Annotated in this window: 15 protein-coding genes; 13 read left to right on the plus strand and 2 right to left on the minus strand. The window is 60.0% G+C overall.

Going from position 1 to position 14071, the window contains the following annotated elements; translation table 11 throughout:
* Positions 1 to 20: 20 nt before the first annotated feature.
* From HNP46_RS28880 to HNP46_RS28935, 12 genes are all read left to right on the plus strand, one after another.
* Entirely contained in the window at positions 21 to 2411 is a 2391-nt protein-coding gene (locus HNP46_RS28880; protein ID WP_184595981.1) for a M23 family metallopeptidase, read from the plus strand.
* Between the two features lie 4 nt (positions 2412 to 2415).
* Positions 2416 to 2952, plus strand: a complete 537-nt coding sequence (locus tag HNP46_RS28885) for a hypothetical protein (protein WP_184595983.1) — start codon at positions 2416 to 2418, stop codon at positions 2950 to 2952.
* 117 nt (positions 2953 to 3069) lie between these two features.
* Positions 3070 to 3585: a hypothetical protein gene (locus tag HNP46_RS28890; RefSeq protein ID WP_184595985.1), complete on the plus strand. Its 516-nt coding sequence runs from the start codon at positions 3070 to 3072 to the stop codon at positions 3583 to 3585.
* Between the two features lie 330 nt (positions 3586 to 3915).
* Complete coding sequence (locus tag HNP46_RS28895) at positions 3916 to 4260, plus strand: hypothetical protein (RefSeq protein ID WP_184595987.1); 345 nt, start codon at positions 3916 to 3918, stop codon at positions 4258 to 4260.
* 108 nt (positions 4261 to 4368) lie between these two features.
* Positions 4369 to 5151, plus strand: a complete 783-nt coding sequence (locus HNP46_RS28900) for a lysozyme inhibitor LprI family protein (RefSeq protein WP_184595989.1) — start codon at positions 4369 to 4371, stop codon at positions 5149 to 5151.
* A 97-nt stretch (positions 5152 to 5248) separates the two neighbouring features.
* Complete coding sequence (locus HNP46_RS28905) at positions 5249 to 5494, plus strand: exodeoxyribonuclease VII small subunit (protein WP_015475514.1); 246 nt, start codon at positions 5249 to 5251, stop codon at positions 5492 to 5494.
* Positions 5491 to 6378, plus strand: coding sequence for a (2E,6E)-farnesyl diphosphate synthase (ispA, locus tag HNP46_RS28910; RefSeq protein ID WP_184595991.1), 888 nt, complete (start codon positions 5491 to 5493; stop codon positions 6376 to 6378). Before HNP46_RS28905 ends, ispA begins: the two co-directional genes overlap by 4 nt.
* Positions 6379 to 6510: 132 nt before the next feature.
* A complete protein-coding gene (locus HNP46_RS28915; RefSeq protein WP_184595993.1) occupies positions 6511 to 7185 on the plus strand; it encodes a GntR family transcriptional regulator in 675 nt (224 codons plus the stop codon).
* Positions 7186 to 7548: 363 nt separating this feature from the next.
* Entirely contained in the window at positions 7549 to 8493 is a 945-nt protein-coding gene (locus HNP46_RS28920; protein WP_184595995.1) for a 4-hydroxyproline epimerase, read from the plus strand.
* Positions 8490 to 9602, plus strand: a complete 1113-nt coding sequence (locus tag HNP46_RS28925; protein WP_184595997.1) for an NAD(P)/FAD-dependent oxidoreductase — start codon at positions 8490 to 8492, stop codon at positions 9600 to 9602. The genes HNP46_RS28920 and HNP46_RS28925 overlap by 4 nt, the downstream gene beginning before the upstream one ends.
* Complete coding sequence (locus tag HNP46_RS28930) at positions 9595 to 9831, plus strand: 2Fe-2S iron-sulfur cluster-binding protein (protein ID WP_184595999.1); 237 nt, start codon at positions 9595 to 9597, stop codon at positions 9829 to 9831. Before HNP46_RS28925 ends, HNP46_RS28930 begins: the two co-directional genes overlap by 8 nt.
* Complete coding sequence (locus HNP46_RS28935) at positions 9828 to 11075, plus strand: NAD(P)/FAD-dependent oxidoreductase (protein ID WP_184596002.1); 1248 nt, start codon at positions 9828 to 9830, stop codon at positions 11073 to 11075. Before HNP46_RS28930 ends, HNP46_RS28935 begins: the two co-directional genes overlap by 4 nt.
* A gap of 25 nt (positions 11076 to 11100) precedes the next feature.
* Here HNP46_RS28935 and HNP46_RS28940 read toward each other — a convergent pair whose 3' ends face one another.
* Entirely contained in the window at positions 11101 to 11466 is a 366-nt protein-coding gene (locus HNP46_RS28940) for a VOC family protein (protein WP_184596004.1), read from the minus strand.
* Positions 11467 to 11553: 87 nt separating this feature from the next.
* The gene (locus HNP46_RS28945) at positions 11554 to 12243 is read right to left on the minus strand and encodes a helix-turn-helix transcriptional regulator (RefSeq protein ID WP_184596006.1); all 690 of its coding nucleotides are present in this window, start codon (positions 12241 to 12243) and stop codon (positions 11554 to 11556) included.
* Between the two features lie 126 nt (positions 12244 to 12369).
* On the opposite strand from HNP46_RS28945, the gene HNP46_RS28950 reads away from it, so the two are divergent.
* Complete coding sequence (locus HNP46_RS28950; protein ID WP_184596008.1) at positions 12370 to 13149, plus strand: AraC family transcriptional regulator; 780 nt, start codon at positions 12370 to 12372, stop codon at positions 13147 to 13149.
* Positions 13150 to 14071: the final 922 nt, after the last annotated feature.

A 14071-nucleotide genomic window follows, 5' to 3' on the forward strand; every position in this document is an offset into this window, starting at 1 on the left:
ATTAGAAAGGACGATTCAGGATGATCATCAGTCCCCCATTTTTACCCTCCCCGATAGCTGGAGAGAGCGACGAAGCGTTTATAGATCGTGCGATGGTAGGCGGAACGCTTGGAAGGTTCCCGCTCAGCTACGACTTGAACTGGCATGGCGGCATGCACCTGAAAGCACCCGAAGAAGGTGGCGTAGCACTCAAGGTCCGTGCAATCGCCGATGGCGAGATCGCCTACTTCAGAACTCCCACTGCGGAGTCAGGTGATGCAACTCATCCTCTGAATTACCGTGGGAAGTGGACTGATGATGGTTGTATCGTCATCAAGCACGAAACCGAGATCGGTGAGGGCGACAATGCCAAGGTCACCTATTTTTCTATCTACATGCACCTTTCGAAAATCACCCTCACCAGCCCGAGTGTAGGCCAAAAGATTTACCGCAAGGATGCACTCGGTGAGGCTGGCAAGATATACGGGGAAGGCGCACTTATTCACTTTGAGATCATCGCGGACCAAAGCCAGATAGCCAAACTGATTGGCAGATCTAATCGCGAGCTTAACCACCAATCCAGCAATGGCCGGACCGACAGCTGCTGGGGCGACATGTACTTCTTCGTTCCGCCAGAGGTGCTTGCCTACAGTACACCTCCCGTCAACAGAGCCCTAGCCGAGAACAGTTCGGCAGTCGTCTATCGCAGCCCTTCTATGCCTACTGAAGTTCAGATACAGGAAGGCCCTAGCACCACCAATACTTCGCCGCCTACAGTAGGTGGGTACGAGTGGGCGGTTGCTGCACAGTTGCAGAGTGGTATTTTCGTCCAGATATCCTACGACAAAGGCGATTGTACGCTAACCTCTTACTACCTCTCAGGCAATATCATTGGCTCGATTAAGGAAGAACAAGTTAGTGGTATCAAATACGAGTATAACTTGTATGAAACCGCAGCGAAGTTCTACCCAAAAAGCCCGAGCGCAGGCTATGAACTACTACGATTTGGCCGTGTGCTGAGCACCGACCCGTTAACTCCTGCCAATGCCGCCCATTGGCGAAAGATCAAACTCCCCGGCAAGTCAGGACTTAATGAGACTGAAGCCTGGGTGAACCTGAATGGCCCAACAGTTACGAAATTCAGTGACGCAGATTTTCCGCAATGGCGGGGATGGAACCTTATCGAAGACGACGCAGATACCGATAGCCACTGCAACTCGCTATTCATCAGATCCATATTAACTCTGGATGAAAGAAAAACTGTTTCCGACAACTTTGACGCTGTAGCTATAGCATCTTCATCCTCTTATGAAGCATACAGCGCGGAAGAGCAAGAGAAATTATCCGATCGTTTCTCAAAGGAAAAGGCGCTTTATCAAGCTCGTCTAGACTCAATAGAAATGCAAAGCAAGTTAAAAAAATTGATTTGTAAATTCCCAACAGAATGGCGTTCTGATGACTTTGACACTAGATACGGATGGCTGAAGAAAGTTGGTGATAGAGCTCCACTCACCCCTGAGAAGTATGAGAGTCTTAAGAGTCACAGCGCGGCGCTATCATTCTGGGGGGCTGCAAACCTGCCAAGCATCGAAAGCCGCCATTGGCATTTTAATCCACGCGAATTCATTTACCAATTCAGAAAGTGCGGCTGGATTAGTAGAGAAGAACTTAAAACGGTACTTGAGCAAGCGCCAGCAGCCGGAAGGCAGCGGGCTGAGGGCTTGCGAGTCCAAATGAACAAAATGATGTCAAAATATTTGATAAATTCTACAAAACTTAGGACTGCACATTTCTTTTCGCAAGTTGGCATTGAAACTGGCTGGTGGCAGTATAGAGAAGAAATTGGAAATGAAAGATACTTCAGGACGATGTACGAAGTAATTACATCAACCGAGGCGGGAGAGGACTATGACCGCGCGGTAGAATTGCAACGTAACCTTCCAAGTGGCCGCAGGCCGATTGAGCTTCCAAACCCTGGCCCACATCCAAAGCCAACCATTGAAAGACCTGACTATGTTGCAACCCGTCCAGCACAGGTATTGCAAAAAGCGTCTGGAATGGACAACGGAGCAGCGAACTCTTCTAGTGGTGGTCAGATTGGAGACGGCGCTAGATTTCATGGCCGCGGTTTTTTACAGATAACCGGGCGCCGCAATTATAAAAGCTACGAAAAATATAGGGGCTTAAATTTCACCAATGACCCAAACCCATCACTACTTTCATCCGATGACTATAATGCCTGTGATGCATCCGGCTTCTATTGGGTTCGAGAAAAGCTCAGCCGCCTTGCCGACCAGGGAGAATCTGCTGAAACATCCAGAAGGGTTGGATCAACAATAAACCGCGGAAACGCCAACGGGATTCCAAATCACAACCCAGAAAGGCAGAGTGCCTTCACGAACTTCTGGAAAAAACTTAATGACAAGAGTTAATTTCATGAAAAATACCACAGTAATTTTTCTATTAATTCCTGCAATATCACTTGCGGATAACTCATTATGCCATGAAAGAAATGACGAATTCACCTGCAAAGTCTTTACTGAGGGCGGACTCACCATTAAGTCGCTACTGCCTAGCCAGAAGTCTATTTATGCAACAGAATTAGATAAACTGCCCACCATAATAATTTCCAGCACCGACTCTAAGAGTCTATGCGCAGAGCTCGCACAAAGCAAGGAGGGAGCCCCATACCACAAATACCTCCCGCTCCCAAATATAGAAGCAATAGCATCAAATATCGACGCACCGAAAACTGCAAAAGATCTAATAGAAACTCCGAACTGGAGAGCGTCTAATTTAAGGTCGATTACGTACCACGGAAACGGTGGTAACGAAGGCCCTACGTTAGTCTGCCTTACGCTAGAACTTAAAAAAGCCGGAGAACATACTGCGATTTTACAATGCAACAATTTCTACAAAAACGATATTAAAAAACTGAAAGAACTAGCCAAATCCCTTGAAGACGCCAAATAGATCATAAAAAGTGAGGGGCATTTATTCTCCTGACTCTGAAGCTCCAAGAAAATCAATAGAGCAAAAAATAAACTCGCCCCTTTTAGCCACAATACATGCACCCTTGAAACCAAAATAATGAAGATAATATTTATTTTAACAGTAACAATCTATATTAATACATCTTACGCAGATCAGACAACCCCGTGCGCTGAAGAGCCAAAGATAAAATACTTTATTAGCAACTGGAGCAGCGACGGAGACTCATCTGACATCTTGACATCAATAAATGCAAATACAGGCGAAACAAGCGTATCCGAAGGAAGAATTGTCGCCTCCGAGGATCTTAATAGCGACAACAACATTGATTTAATATTCAAATCCTACGACGGCATAGGTTCAAGCAATGAAAGCACCTTCACCATATTAATAAAATGCCGGGGATACTATACCTATGCTGGCGGAGACTACTATGCAGGAATCAAAGTATCGAATGAGAAAATCAATAATTACAAAAAAATTATTGCAGAGTCATACAAAAGAGACTCACAGAGCCAAATAATTTACAAAGGAAAAAATGCAGAACTGACTAAAGAAATTTTGATATTCAATCCCATTGAAATTAAGTATACGACCTCTCATGAAAAGCAATAGACCCCAGGTAAAAGCGGCAGGTGACTGATCTTTTCCACACTCCAGAAGAGCAAGAAAAACAGGAAAATAGGGACAGATTTATTTTTAGAAAGTCCGCCACCAGGAAAATAGCACTAGAACATAGAACATAGAACATAGAACATAGAACATAGAACATAGAACATAGAACATAGAACATAGAACAAATTAGCCCTTGAACCTCCCAATCAAAATTAATGGCCACAACCAATAATGAGACTTACAAAACCTTTTATATTCGCCTTCTTCTCCAGCATATCACTTTGCACAGCGGCAAGCGCCTCAACACAAGTCAGCTTCGACATTAGATGCATGACCTCGCTCGACGGAAAAATCAACTTAAAATACTCAAGAATCTATATTGAAAAAGACAAAGCTAGCTTCACATACATAAATTACGAGAAATCCAAAGAAGCTATTAAACTCATCCCCATCAGGACAGAGTCAGTAGTACTCGCCGAAGACAGACCATGGGAATTCACTACAACACTTCTGGAGTTCATCAAGGGAAAACCAAACGGTCAATACACGGTAGTGTCCCAAGGAGCGATAATCTATAGCTTTACGTACAAGAGCAAGAGCGGAAAGATCGTCGAATTTGATAACAACTATGAAGCTCTCACGTCGGACAGCACAGACTGCCGATGGGTACGCTGAGACAATGCAGCCAATTCAGATCCATATACTTCCCGGAATATTGCAGAATCTCCACGCCAACCCGAACCCATGAAACGCTTTAAGACAAGCTTACCAAGAATGAATCCCATGCTTCGAGACCCTCTCCAAACAATACTTTCAGCATTAATCATTTTTCTGCCCATCATCAGCTTCAGCGCTTATGCCGATACTTCTGAGAAGGTCTGGATGGCTGGAGTCGGGACTGTCTCAGGGCGAATTCTTCGCTTTTCTCAGAATGAGAGCGGGCCCTGTATCGAACTTCGCACCATGAAGCCCGGTGGCAAGGGCATTGCCGAAGCCAGTCGGCTGTTCTGCGAGATGGATGGCAAAAGCTTCAGGGACGGCTTTGCCGCTGTTGAGCTTCTGACCTCTGACTCTCGAAACGGGCGTCTATTCCTGACGCTGGAATTGACACCACTAGGTCAAGCGCCTGCCTGGGAAGTCGAATGCGAATTTGGCGCGTCCAGTCAGGAGGTTACGGGGCCGAGTTGCGTGGAAATTGCGTCGGTTCCACCTGCCTGTGTCGGAGTTCATGACAGTTTGCAGTTAATGGCCTGCTTCAAAGCCCGTCGAGAGGATGCAGATAACCATCTCAATCAGTCCTATCGAAAAATGCTTCAGCGCATTGAGCAGGCCTATAGCTCAAGTCCTGACAAGGCACTCTCTTTGAAGAGTCAACTGAAGAGCGCACAGCTTCAGTGGATACGCTTCCGTGACGCCGACTGCGAACTGGCTGCATTCGAGGCTGAAGCGGGCAGCCAGGCCCATGATGGCAATATCAATCAATGCATAACAGCCGCTACTCGACTTCGCTCTCGGCAGATACGCGACCTGACATCCCAATTGGCACCCACGGATATGGTCAGGTAAGGCCCCTGCGCACTCCTCATTCTGAGTGATCATTTGCCCACAACCCCCGTCTCTGCTAGTGTCGCGAGGTTTCCGAATACCCCGCCGAGATGTCCGCATGGCCCGCAAGAAAGCTTCCCTCGACTTCGAACAGTCCCTCGCCGAGCTGCAAACGCTGGTGGAGCGCCTGGAAAGCGGCGAACTGTCGCTGGAGGATTCGCTGGGCGCCTTCGAGCAGGGCATCCGCCTGACCCGTGACTGCCAGGCGGCGCTGACCCAGGCCGAGCAGAAGGTGCAGATCCTGCTGGAACGCGACGGTGAGCTGAGCGAAGCACCCTTCGATCCGGAAGGCGACGAAGCATGATCGACGGGTACCAGGCGCGCTGCCAGGCGCGTGTCGATGCTGCGCTGGAAAAGCTGTTCGTCGCTCCCCGTGAAGAACTCACCCGCATCTACGCCGCCATGCGCTACAGCGTGGTCAACGGCGGCAAGCGCGTGCGCCCGCTGCTGGCCTACGCGGCCTGTGAAGCTCTGGGCGGCGAGGTAGAACGTGCCGATGGCGCAGCCTGCGCGGTGGAGCTGATCCACGCCTACTCCCTGGTGCATGATGATCTGCCGGCGATGGACGACGACGACCTGCGTCGCGGCCAGCCGACCACCCATATCGCCTTCGATGAAGCCTGCGCGATTCTCGCTGGCGACGGTCTGCAGGCGTTGGCATTCGAGGTGATCGGTAACGCGCAGTTGAACCCACAGGATGCCCAGACCCGCCTGGACATGTTGATGATCCTGACCCGCGCTTCCGGCTCCGCCGGGATGGTCGGCGGGCAGGCCATCGATCTGGAATCGGTGGGCCGCAAGATCGACCAGGCGGCGCTGGAAACCATGCACCGGCACAAGACCGGCGCGCTGATCGAAGCCAGCGTGCAGCTCGGCGCCCTGGCCAGTGGCCGGGCCAATCCCGACGCGCTGGAAGCCTTGCGCCGCTACGCCGAGGCCGTGGGTCTGGCGTTCCAGGTGCAGGACGACATCCTCGACGTGGAAAGCGATACCGCCACCCTGGGCAAGACCCAGGGCAAGGATCAGGCCCACGACAAGCCGACCTACCCCGCCCTGCTCGGCCTCGATGCCGCCAAGGCCTATGCCCTGGCCCTGCGCGACCAGGCGCTGGCCGCGCTGGAAGGTTTCGGCGAGAACGCCGAGCCGCTGCGCGCCCTCGCCCGCTATATCGTCGAACGCCGCAACTGATACGTCCGGCACGCGCATTGCGTGTGCATTTCTCCTGAAACGCCCATTGCGGTGACCGTTGGCCGGTGCTTCACTGCATGACAGGGATTTCGTATACCATATCCGACACACGCCACCTGACCGGACTGCATCGTGCCGCTACGCAACGCCCCCAACCTGGGAATCGTCCCCTCCGCCTCGGAGACCATCGCCAAGCACCTGCGCGAGGCGATCATTTCCGGCCAGCTGGCGGAAAGCGAGCCGATCCGCCAGGACGACATCGCGCAGATCTTCAACGTCAGCAAGATCCCCGTGCGCGAGGCGCTCAAGCGCCTGGAGGCCGAGGGGCTGGTGGAGTTCCAGCGCAACAAGGGAGCGCTGGTGACGAAGATTTCCGAGCCGGAACTGGCGCAGATGTTCGAGGTGCGCGTGGTGCTGGAGGTGCAGGCGCTGCGCCTGGCGATCCCCAACATGAGCGACGCGACCTTCGCCCGCGCCGAGGGCATCTGTGCCGAGTTCGTCGGCGAGGATGATATCGGCCGCTGGGCCGAGCTGAACTGGGAACTGCACGCCTGCCTCTACGAGCCGGCGCAGCGGCCGTACCTCGTCGGGCTGATCCGCTCGATCCATGACAAGGTGGAGCGCTACCTGCGCCTGCAGATGAGCATGTCCGACGGCAAGGAACGCGCCGACCACGAGCACCACGACATCCTCGACGCCTGCCGCGCCGGAGATGCCGACCGCGCCGCGCGCCTGCTGGAAGAGCACATCAACGGCGTTTGCCGCACGCTCTACGAACACCTGCCGAACCGCCCGACGCCGAGCTGAGCTTGGGGTCTGTTGATGCTTTGTCACGGCCGCGACGGCACTGCATTTTGCGCAGGGTAGGGGTTATAGGAAGTCAGTGCCGCCAGAGTGGAGTGAAGCGTTGCGCAAAATACAGAGCCGTCCCTTTGGGTTGCGCGGCAAATCGCGCCAAGCGTCGTTTCGGGACTAGACAAGGGCGGCCATTGCCGTCGTCCCGCGTCTAGCCTGACGCGATTTGGCGCAGCAACGCGGCTCGCGCCAAAGCATCAACAGACCCCACTGCGCTGTGCCGATTTCATCATCGGCTCGGCGGAAAACCCTCAAGCTCCGATCTCCTCCCCGCGCCACCCTAAGGTCAACCACAAGACCACCGCAGGGGGCAGCATGAAACGCATCCAGGTTCTCGATTCCCACACCGGCGGCGAACCCACGCGCCTGGTGCTCGACGGCTTTCCCGACCTGGGCAAGGGCAGCATGGCCGAGCGCCGTGCGCTGCTGGCCAGCGAGCACGATAGCTGGCGCGCCGCGAGCGTGCTGGAGCCGCGCGGCAGCGACGTGCTGGTCGGCGCGCTGCTCTGCGAACCGGTGGACCCGAGCGCCTGCGCCGGGGTGATCTTCTTCAACAACACCGGCTACCTGGGCATGTGCGGCCACGGCACCATCGGCCTGGTGGTTTCCCTGGCGCACCTGGGGCGCATCGGCCCGGGCACGCACAAGATTGAGACCCCGGTGGGCACCGTCGAGGCGACCCTGCACGACGACCGCTCGGTGAGCGTGCGCAACGTCCCCTCCTACCGCTACCGCAAGCAGGTGCCGGTGGATGTGCCCGGCCACGGCCTGGTGCACGGCGACATCGCCTGGGGCGGCAACTGGTTCTTCCTGATTGCCGATCACGGCCTGCGCGTCGCCGGCGACAACCTCGACGAGCTGACCGCCTACACCGTCGCCGTGCAGAAGGCGCTGGAAGACCAGGGCATCCGTGGCGAGGACGGCGGGCTGATCGACCACATCGAACTGTTCGCCGACGATCCCGACGCGGACAGCCGCAACTACGTACTCTGCCCCGGCAAGGCCTACGACCGCTCGCCCTGCGGCACCGGCACCAGCGCCAAGCTGGCGTGCCTGGCGGCCGACGGCAAGCTTGCCGCCGGGGAGTCCTGGCGCCAGGCCAGCGTGATCGGCAGCCAGTTCGAGGGCCGCTTCGAGTGGGCCGGCGCGTCCAGCGAAGGACGGATCATCCCGACCATCCGTGGCCGCGCCAACATCAGCGCCGAAGCCACCCTGCTGCTGGAAGAGGACGACCCGTTCGCCTGGGGCATCCGCCCGTGAGCGATGCCGACATCATCGTCATCGGCGCCGGCATAGTCGGCGCCGCCTGCGCCCACGCCCTGGCCCGTCGCGGGCTGGGCGTGCTGGTGCTGGACGCGCGCCTGCCCGGCGCCACCGCCGTCGGCATGGGCCATCTGCTGGTGCTCGATGACAATGCCGCCGAACTGGCGCTGAGCGACTACTCGCTGCAACGCTGGCGCGAGTTCGGCCGCGACATGCCGGCCGAATGCGCCTACCGCAGCAACGGCACGATGTGGCTGGCCGCCAATGACGAGGAGATGGCCGAGGCCGAACGCAAGTTCGCCGTACTGCGTGAGCACGGCGTCGCCGCGAAGCTGCTCAATAACGCGGAGCTGCTCAGCGAAGAGCCCGAACTGCGCACAGACCTGCACGGCGGACTGGAGATCACCGGCGACGGCATTCTCTACGCGCCGCGCGCCGCCGCCTGGCTGCTGGAGTCGGCACCCAAGCCGATCCGCCAGCGTCAGGCAAAAGTGGTGGAAATCGACGAGCCCCGCGTGCGCCTGGACGACGGCCAGTGGCTGAGCGCCCAGGCCATCGTGCTGGCCAACGGCATCCAGGCCGGCGAGCTGTGCGCCGGCCTGCCCATCCAGCCGAAGAAGGGTCACCTGCTGATCACCGACCGCTACCCCGGCAAGGTGCGCCGCACCCTGGTCGAGCTCGGCTACGTGACCAGCGCGCACAACGCCAGCGGCCCGTCGGTGGCCTGCAACATCCAGCCGCGCCCCACCGGCCAGCTGTTCATCGGCGCCTCGCGGCAGTTCGGCACCACCGACCCGCAGGTGGAAGGCTGGATGCTGGCGAAGATGCTGCGCCGCGCCGCGGACTACATGCCCGGCCTGGCCAACCTCAACGTGATCCGCAGCTGGGCCGGCTTCCGCGCCGCCAGCCCGGACGGTCTGCCGCTGGTGGGCGAACATCCGCAACGCCCCGGCCTGTGGCTGGCGGTCGGCCACGAAGGCCTGGGCGTGACCACCGCGCCGGGCACCGCCGACCTGCTCGCCGCGCAGCTATGCCACGAGCCGCTGCCGCTGGCGGCCGAACCCTATTCCCCGCGCCGCTTCCTCGGAGCCACCGCCCATGCCTGAGCTGATCCTCGACGGCCGCCCGCTGCGCGTCGCCGCCGGCACCACGGTCGCCGCCGCGCTCGCCCTGGGTGGTGACGGCACCACGCGCACCTCGGTCAGCGGCCAGCGCCGCGCGCCGTTGTGCGGCATGGGCGTGTGCCAGGAATGCCGGGTGAGCATCGACGGCCAGCGCCGCCTGGCCTGCCAGACCCTGTGCCGCGACGGCATGCAGGTGGAGACGCATTCATGAGCGCTGCGGCCGATATCGTCATCCTCGGCGCCGGCCCGGCCGGGCTGTCCGCCGCCCTCGCCGCCGCGCCCAGCGGCGCCAGCATCGTCATCCTCGACGACAACCCGCTGCCCGGCGGGCAGATCTGGCGCGACGGGCCCAACGCGCATCTGCCGCGTGCCGCCATCGACTTGCGCGAGCAAGTGGCTGCACGCGCCAACATCAGGATTCACAACGGCACGCGCGTGGTCGCCCTGGCCGGCGAGCGCGGCCTGCTGCTGGAAGATTTCGAGCACGGCTGGCGGCTGGACTACCGCAAGCTGATCCTCTGCACCGGCGCCCGCGAACTGCTGCTGCCCTTCCCCGGCTGGACGCTGCCCGGCGTCACCGGCGCGGGCGGATTGCAGGCACTGGTGAAAGGCGGCATGCCGGTCGATGGGCAACGCGTGGTGATCGCCGGCAGCGGCCCGCTGCTACTCGCCAGCGCTGCCACGGCCCGCGCCAACGGCGCAAAAATCCTCCACATCGCCGAACAAGCCTCATGGGCCGCCCTGGCCGGTTTCGCGCTGAAACTTCCCCGCTGGCCGAACAAGCTGCTGCAATCCTTCGGTCTGTACGACCCGGCCTATCGCGCCGACAGCCATGTGGTCGCCGCCCTGGGTACGGATCACCTGGAAGGTGTACGCATCCGCCAGGGCGGCAAACTGAAGGAAATCGCCTGCGACCGGCTGGCCTGCGGCTTCGGCCTGATCCCCAATGTGCAGATCGGCCAGGCGCTGGGCTGCGCGGTGGACGACGGCGCGATCCGTGTCGATGCCTGGCAGGCGAGCAGTCGCGACGGCGTCTACGCGGCGGGCGAATGCACCGGTTTCGGCGGCTCGGAGAAAGCCCTGGTGGAAGGCCGTATCGCCGGCCATGCCGCCGTGGGCGAGCACGACCGCGCCCAGGATCTGTGGCCGCAGCGCCAGCGCTGGCAGGGCTTCGCTGCCGCACTGAAGCGCGACTTCGCCCTCGACCCGCGCCTGAACCAGCTGGCGCAACCGGACACCCTCGTCTGCCGCTGCGAAGACGTGCCCTTTTCTGCGCTGGCCGGCAAACCGGACTGGACCGCCGCCAAGCTCGCCAGCCGCTGCGGCATGGGCGCCTGCCAGGGCCGCGTGTGCGGCGCGGCGGCGAAGCAGCTGTTCGGCTGGCAACCCCCGGCGCCGCGCCCGCCGTTCAGCCCGACGCGGGTGGAAACCCTGCTGCAACTCGCCGAAGACTGAAGTAGCAGGCTGCAGCATGGTGGACTCAGCCCAGGCAGAACACGCGCAGGCGATGACCATCCGGGTCGAGCGCGGTGAAGGTGTAGCCGAAGTCCATCTGCGTCGGCGCCTGGACGATCTCGACGCCGTGCTGCTGCCAGTCACGGTGCAGGCGCAGGACTTCGGCATGGCTTTGCGCCGCAATCCCCAGCTCGCTGCCGCCCGCCTTCGCCTCGGCGCTCGGCTGAACGCCACTGCGCGACCAGAGACCGAGCTTCAGGCCATTGTCGAAGACGAACAGGGCGAAGGTCGCCTGGCTGTCCACCGGGCCGCGCTGCAGAAGCTCAGTGTAGAAAGCCGCACTGCGCTCGGCATCGTCGACGTAGAAAATGATCATGTTCGGGCTGACCATGGAAACTCCTTGCGATTGAATGAACCGGCCTCGTTGCCGGTCATCGCAGGCTATGGCGTAGCCGTGTCAGATTCTGTCAGCAGTCGTTCACTGCACGGCGATGTCGTGCTGCGCGTACCAGTCCCTGAGCAGCGCCTGACGCTGACGCGGGTAGCGCTCCGCCAGGCCGCTGACCCGCTCCATGCGGTCCAGGCGGAAGTGCCGCAGGTCCTGGCGCAGCTCGCACCAGGCCATGACCACGCGGACCTGCTCGAAGTAGCCCAGGCCGAACGGCCAGACCACCCGCTCGGTGAGCCGGCCGGCGGCGTCCCGGTAGGCGAACTGCAGCTTGCCCTGCCGGCGGATGCTGTCGCGCACCTGCCCCAGCAGTTCATCCGATACGCCCTCGACCGGCCGGCTGCCCACCAGCAGGGCATTGCTCTCCAGCTCCAGGCGCAGGTTGGCCGGCAGCACCGAGCCGACTTTCGCCAGCACGTCCCGCGCGGCCGACGCCAGGCCACGGTCGCCATGCCGGCTGACCCAGCGCATGCCCAGCACCAGCGCCTCGATCTCTTCCAGCGAGAACATCAGCGGTGGCAGTTCGAAGCCCGGCCGCAGCACGTAGCCCACGCCCGCCTCGCCCTCGATATGGGCGCCCTGCTGCTGCAACGTGGCGATGTCGCGGTACAGCGTACGCAGGCTGACGCCCAGCTCGGCGGCCAGTGCCCGCCCCGATACCGGAAGACGATGGCGCCGCAACACCTGCAGGAGGTCGAGCAGCCGCTGGGCTCGGGACATGGGGATAACTCGAAGGGTGGGATCGGCCGGCTAGTCCAGCACGCCGTCGCCAGCCCGACAACTACGACTTTACCGGCGGCCGCCGCGGCGCCCTTTCCTGCAACCTGATTGCCCCGTATCCTCGCCATGTTCCGACAGCCGACCCGCCTCCCGATGCACGACCTGATCCCCCAGGGCGCCCGCGACCTGGACAGCCTGCTGCAGACCCTCCGGCAGATTTCTCCGCTGCTCGATGCCATGCCCGGCGTGGTGTTCTTCATCAAGGACACCGCGGCGCGCTACGTGCTGGTCAACCAGACCCTGGCGCGGCGCTGCGGCGTGAAGGACGCCAGCGAACTGCTCGGGCGCACCGCCGAGGACGTCTTCCCCTCGCGCTTCGGCCCGGTCTACACCGAGCAGGACCGCCGCGTGCTGGAAACCGGCGGCCAGCTCAGCGACCAGCTGGAGCTGCACCTCTACCCCGGCCGCCAACCCGGCTGGTGCCTGACCCACAAGCTGGCGCTGCGCGATGCCAGTGGCGCGGTGATCGGCATGGCGGGGATTTCCAGCGACCTGCAGGCGGCGCAGTCCACGCATCCGGCCTATCAGCGCCTGGTGGCGGTGGACGCCTACATCCGCGAGCACTTCGACAAGCCGATCAACCTTGGCGAGCTGACCGAACTGGCCGGGCTGTCCGTGGCCCAGCTGGAGCGCCACTGCAAGCGCATCTTCCAGCTCACCCCGCGGCAGATGATCCACAAGGCCCGCCTGGGCGCGGCCACCCGGCTGCTCGGCGAAGACCTGCCAATCACCGAGATCGCCCTGCGCTGCGGCTACACCGACCACAGCGCCTTCAGCCGCCAGTTCCGCGCGCTGACCGGGCTGTCGCCGACGCAGTATCGCGAATCGCAAACTGCTTCCAGCTGACACGCTTCCGGGTTTTATCTGCTGCGAACGTTCCCCCCCCCTGGCGTAGGAGCGGACTCCGTCCGCGATCGGCATCCGCCGCGCAAGAGCATCGCGGATGAATCCGCTCCTACGGAGCCTTGGCACATTGGTAGGGCGCATAACGCCCCAGGCGTTATCCGCCGTCAGACCAGCCGCAGAAATGGCGGATAAAGCGTGCCGCTTTATGCGCCCTACGGGACTGCGCATGTCGATCCTCGCGTAGGAGCGGACTCCGTCCGCGATCGGCATCCATCGCGCAAGAGCATCGCGGATGAATCCGCTCCTACGGGGCCTTGGCACATTGGTAGGGCGCATAACGCCTACGGCGTTATCCGCCGTCAACCCAGCCGCAGTGACGGCGGATAAAGCGTTCCGCTTTATGCGCCCTGCGGGACTGCGCATGTCGATCCTCGCGTAGGAGCGGACTCCGTCCGCGATCGACATGCATCGCGCAAGAGCATCGCGGATGAATCCGCTCCTACGGGGCCTTGGCATATTGGTAGGGCGCATAACGCCTACGGCGTTATCCGCCATCAACCCAGCCGCAGTGATGGCGGATAAAGCGTTCCGCTTTATGCGCCCTACGGGGCTACGAAAGCGTCACCGGGGGCGACTGCGCATTGCGGTTCGCGAGCAAGCTCGCTCCTACGAAGAGCGGATCGTGCATGACCTGTAGGAGCGAGCTTGCTCGCGAACGCTCTTGAGAGCGCTCACCGAGTGCTCCCATAAGGGGCAGCGAAACGCCTCCCTGCTTCATTTGGTAACAGCGCTCAGAACCCGCCTACAGTTAATGCGGAAGGCTCCCAGCAACCAATCCCCCGAACACCGGGCGCTGCGACCCATGGGTCACGCCCGAGTGGTTTCTGGCACATGCCTTGCTCTGAAAAATATCGTATACGAA

The organism is Pseudomonas nitroreducens (genome assembly GCF_014204515.1).
Classification (GTDB): Bacteria; Pseudomonadota; Gammaproteobacteria; order Pseudomonadales; family Pseudomonadaceae; genus Pseudomonas; species Pseudomonas nitritireducens_A.

Bases quoted from the DNA above. Each gene is read 5' to 3' on its own strand.
- HNP46_RS28880 (WP_184595981.1), top strand. From the start codon at position 21: ATGATCATCAGTCCCCCATTTTTACCCTCCCCGATAGCTGGAGAGAGC.
- HNP46_RS28885 (WP_184595983.1), top strand. From the start codon at position 2,416: ATGAAAAATACCACAGTAATTTTTCTATTAATTCCTGCAATATCACTT.
- HNP46_RS28890 (WP_184595985.1), top strand. From the start codon at position 3,070: ATGAAGATAATATTTATTTTAACAGTAACAATCTATATTAATACATCT.
- HNP46_RS28895 (WP_184595987.1), top strand. From the start codon at position 3,916: ATGACCTCGCTCGACGGAAAAATCAACTTAAAATACTCAAGAATCTAT.
- HNP46_RS28900 (WP_184595989.1), top strand. From the start codon at position 4,369: ATGCTTCGAGACCCTCTCCAAACAATACTTTCAGCATTAATCATTTTT.
- HNP46_RS28905 (WP_015475514.1), top strand. From the start codon at position 5,249: ATGGCCCGCAAGAAAGCTTCCCTCGACTTCGAACAGTCCCTCGCCGAG.
- ispA (WP_184595991.1), top strand. From the start codon at position 5,491: ATGATCGACGGGTACCAGGCGCGCTGCCAGGCGCGTGTCGATGCTGCG.
- HNP46_RS28920 (WP_184595995.1), top strand. From the start codon at position 7,549: ATGAAACGCATCCAGGTTCTCGATTCCCACACCGGCGGCGAACCCACG.
- HNP46_RS28930 (WP_184595999.1), top strand. From the start codon at position 9,595: ATGCCTGAGCTGATCCTCGACGGCCGCCCGCTGCGCGTCGCCGCCGGC.
- HNP46_RS28935 (WP_184596002.1), top strand. From the start codon at position 9,828: ATGAGCGCTGCGGCCGATATCGTCATCCTCGGCGCCGGCCCGGCCGGG.
- HNP46_RS28940 (WP_184596004.1), bottom strand. From the start codon at position 11,466: ATGGTCAGCCCGAACATGATCATTTTCTACGTCGACGATGCCGAGCGC.
- HNP46_RS28945 (WP_184596006.1), bottom strand. From the start codon at position 12,243: ATGTCCCGAGCCCAGCGGCTGCTCGACCTCCTGCAGGTGTTGCGGCGC.
- HNP46_RS28950 (WP_184596008.1), top strand. From the start codon at position 12,370: ATGTTCCGACAGCCGACCCGCCTCCCGATGCACGACCTGATCCCCCAG.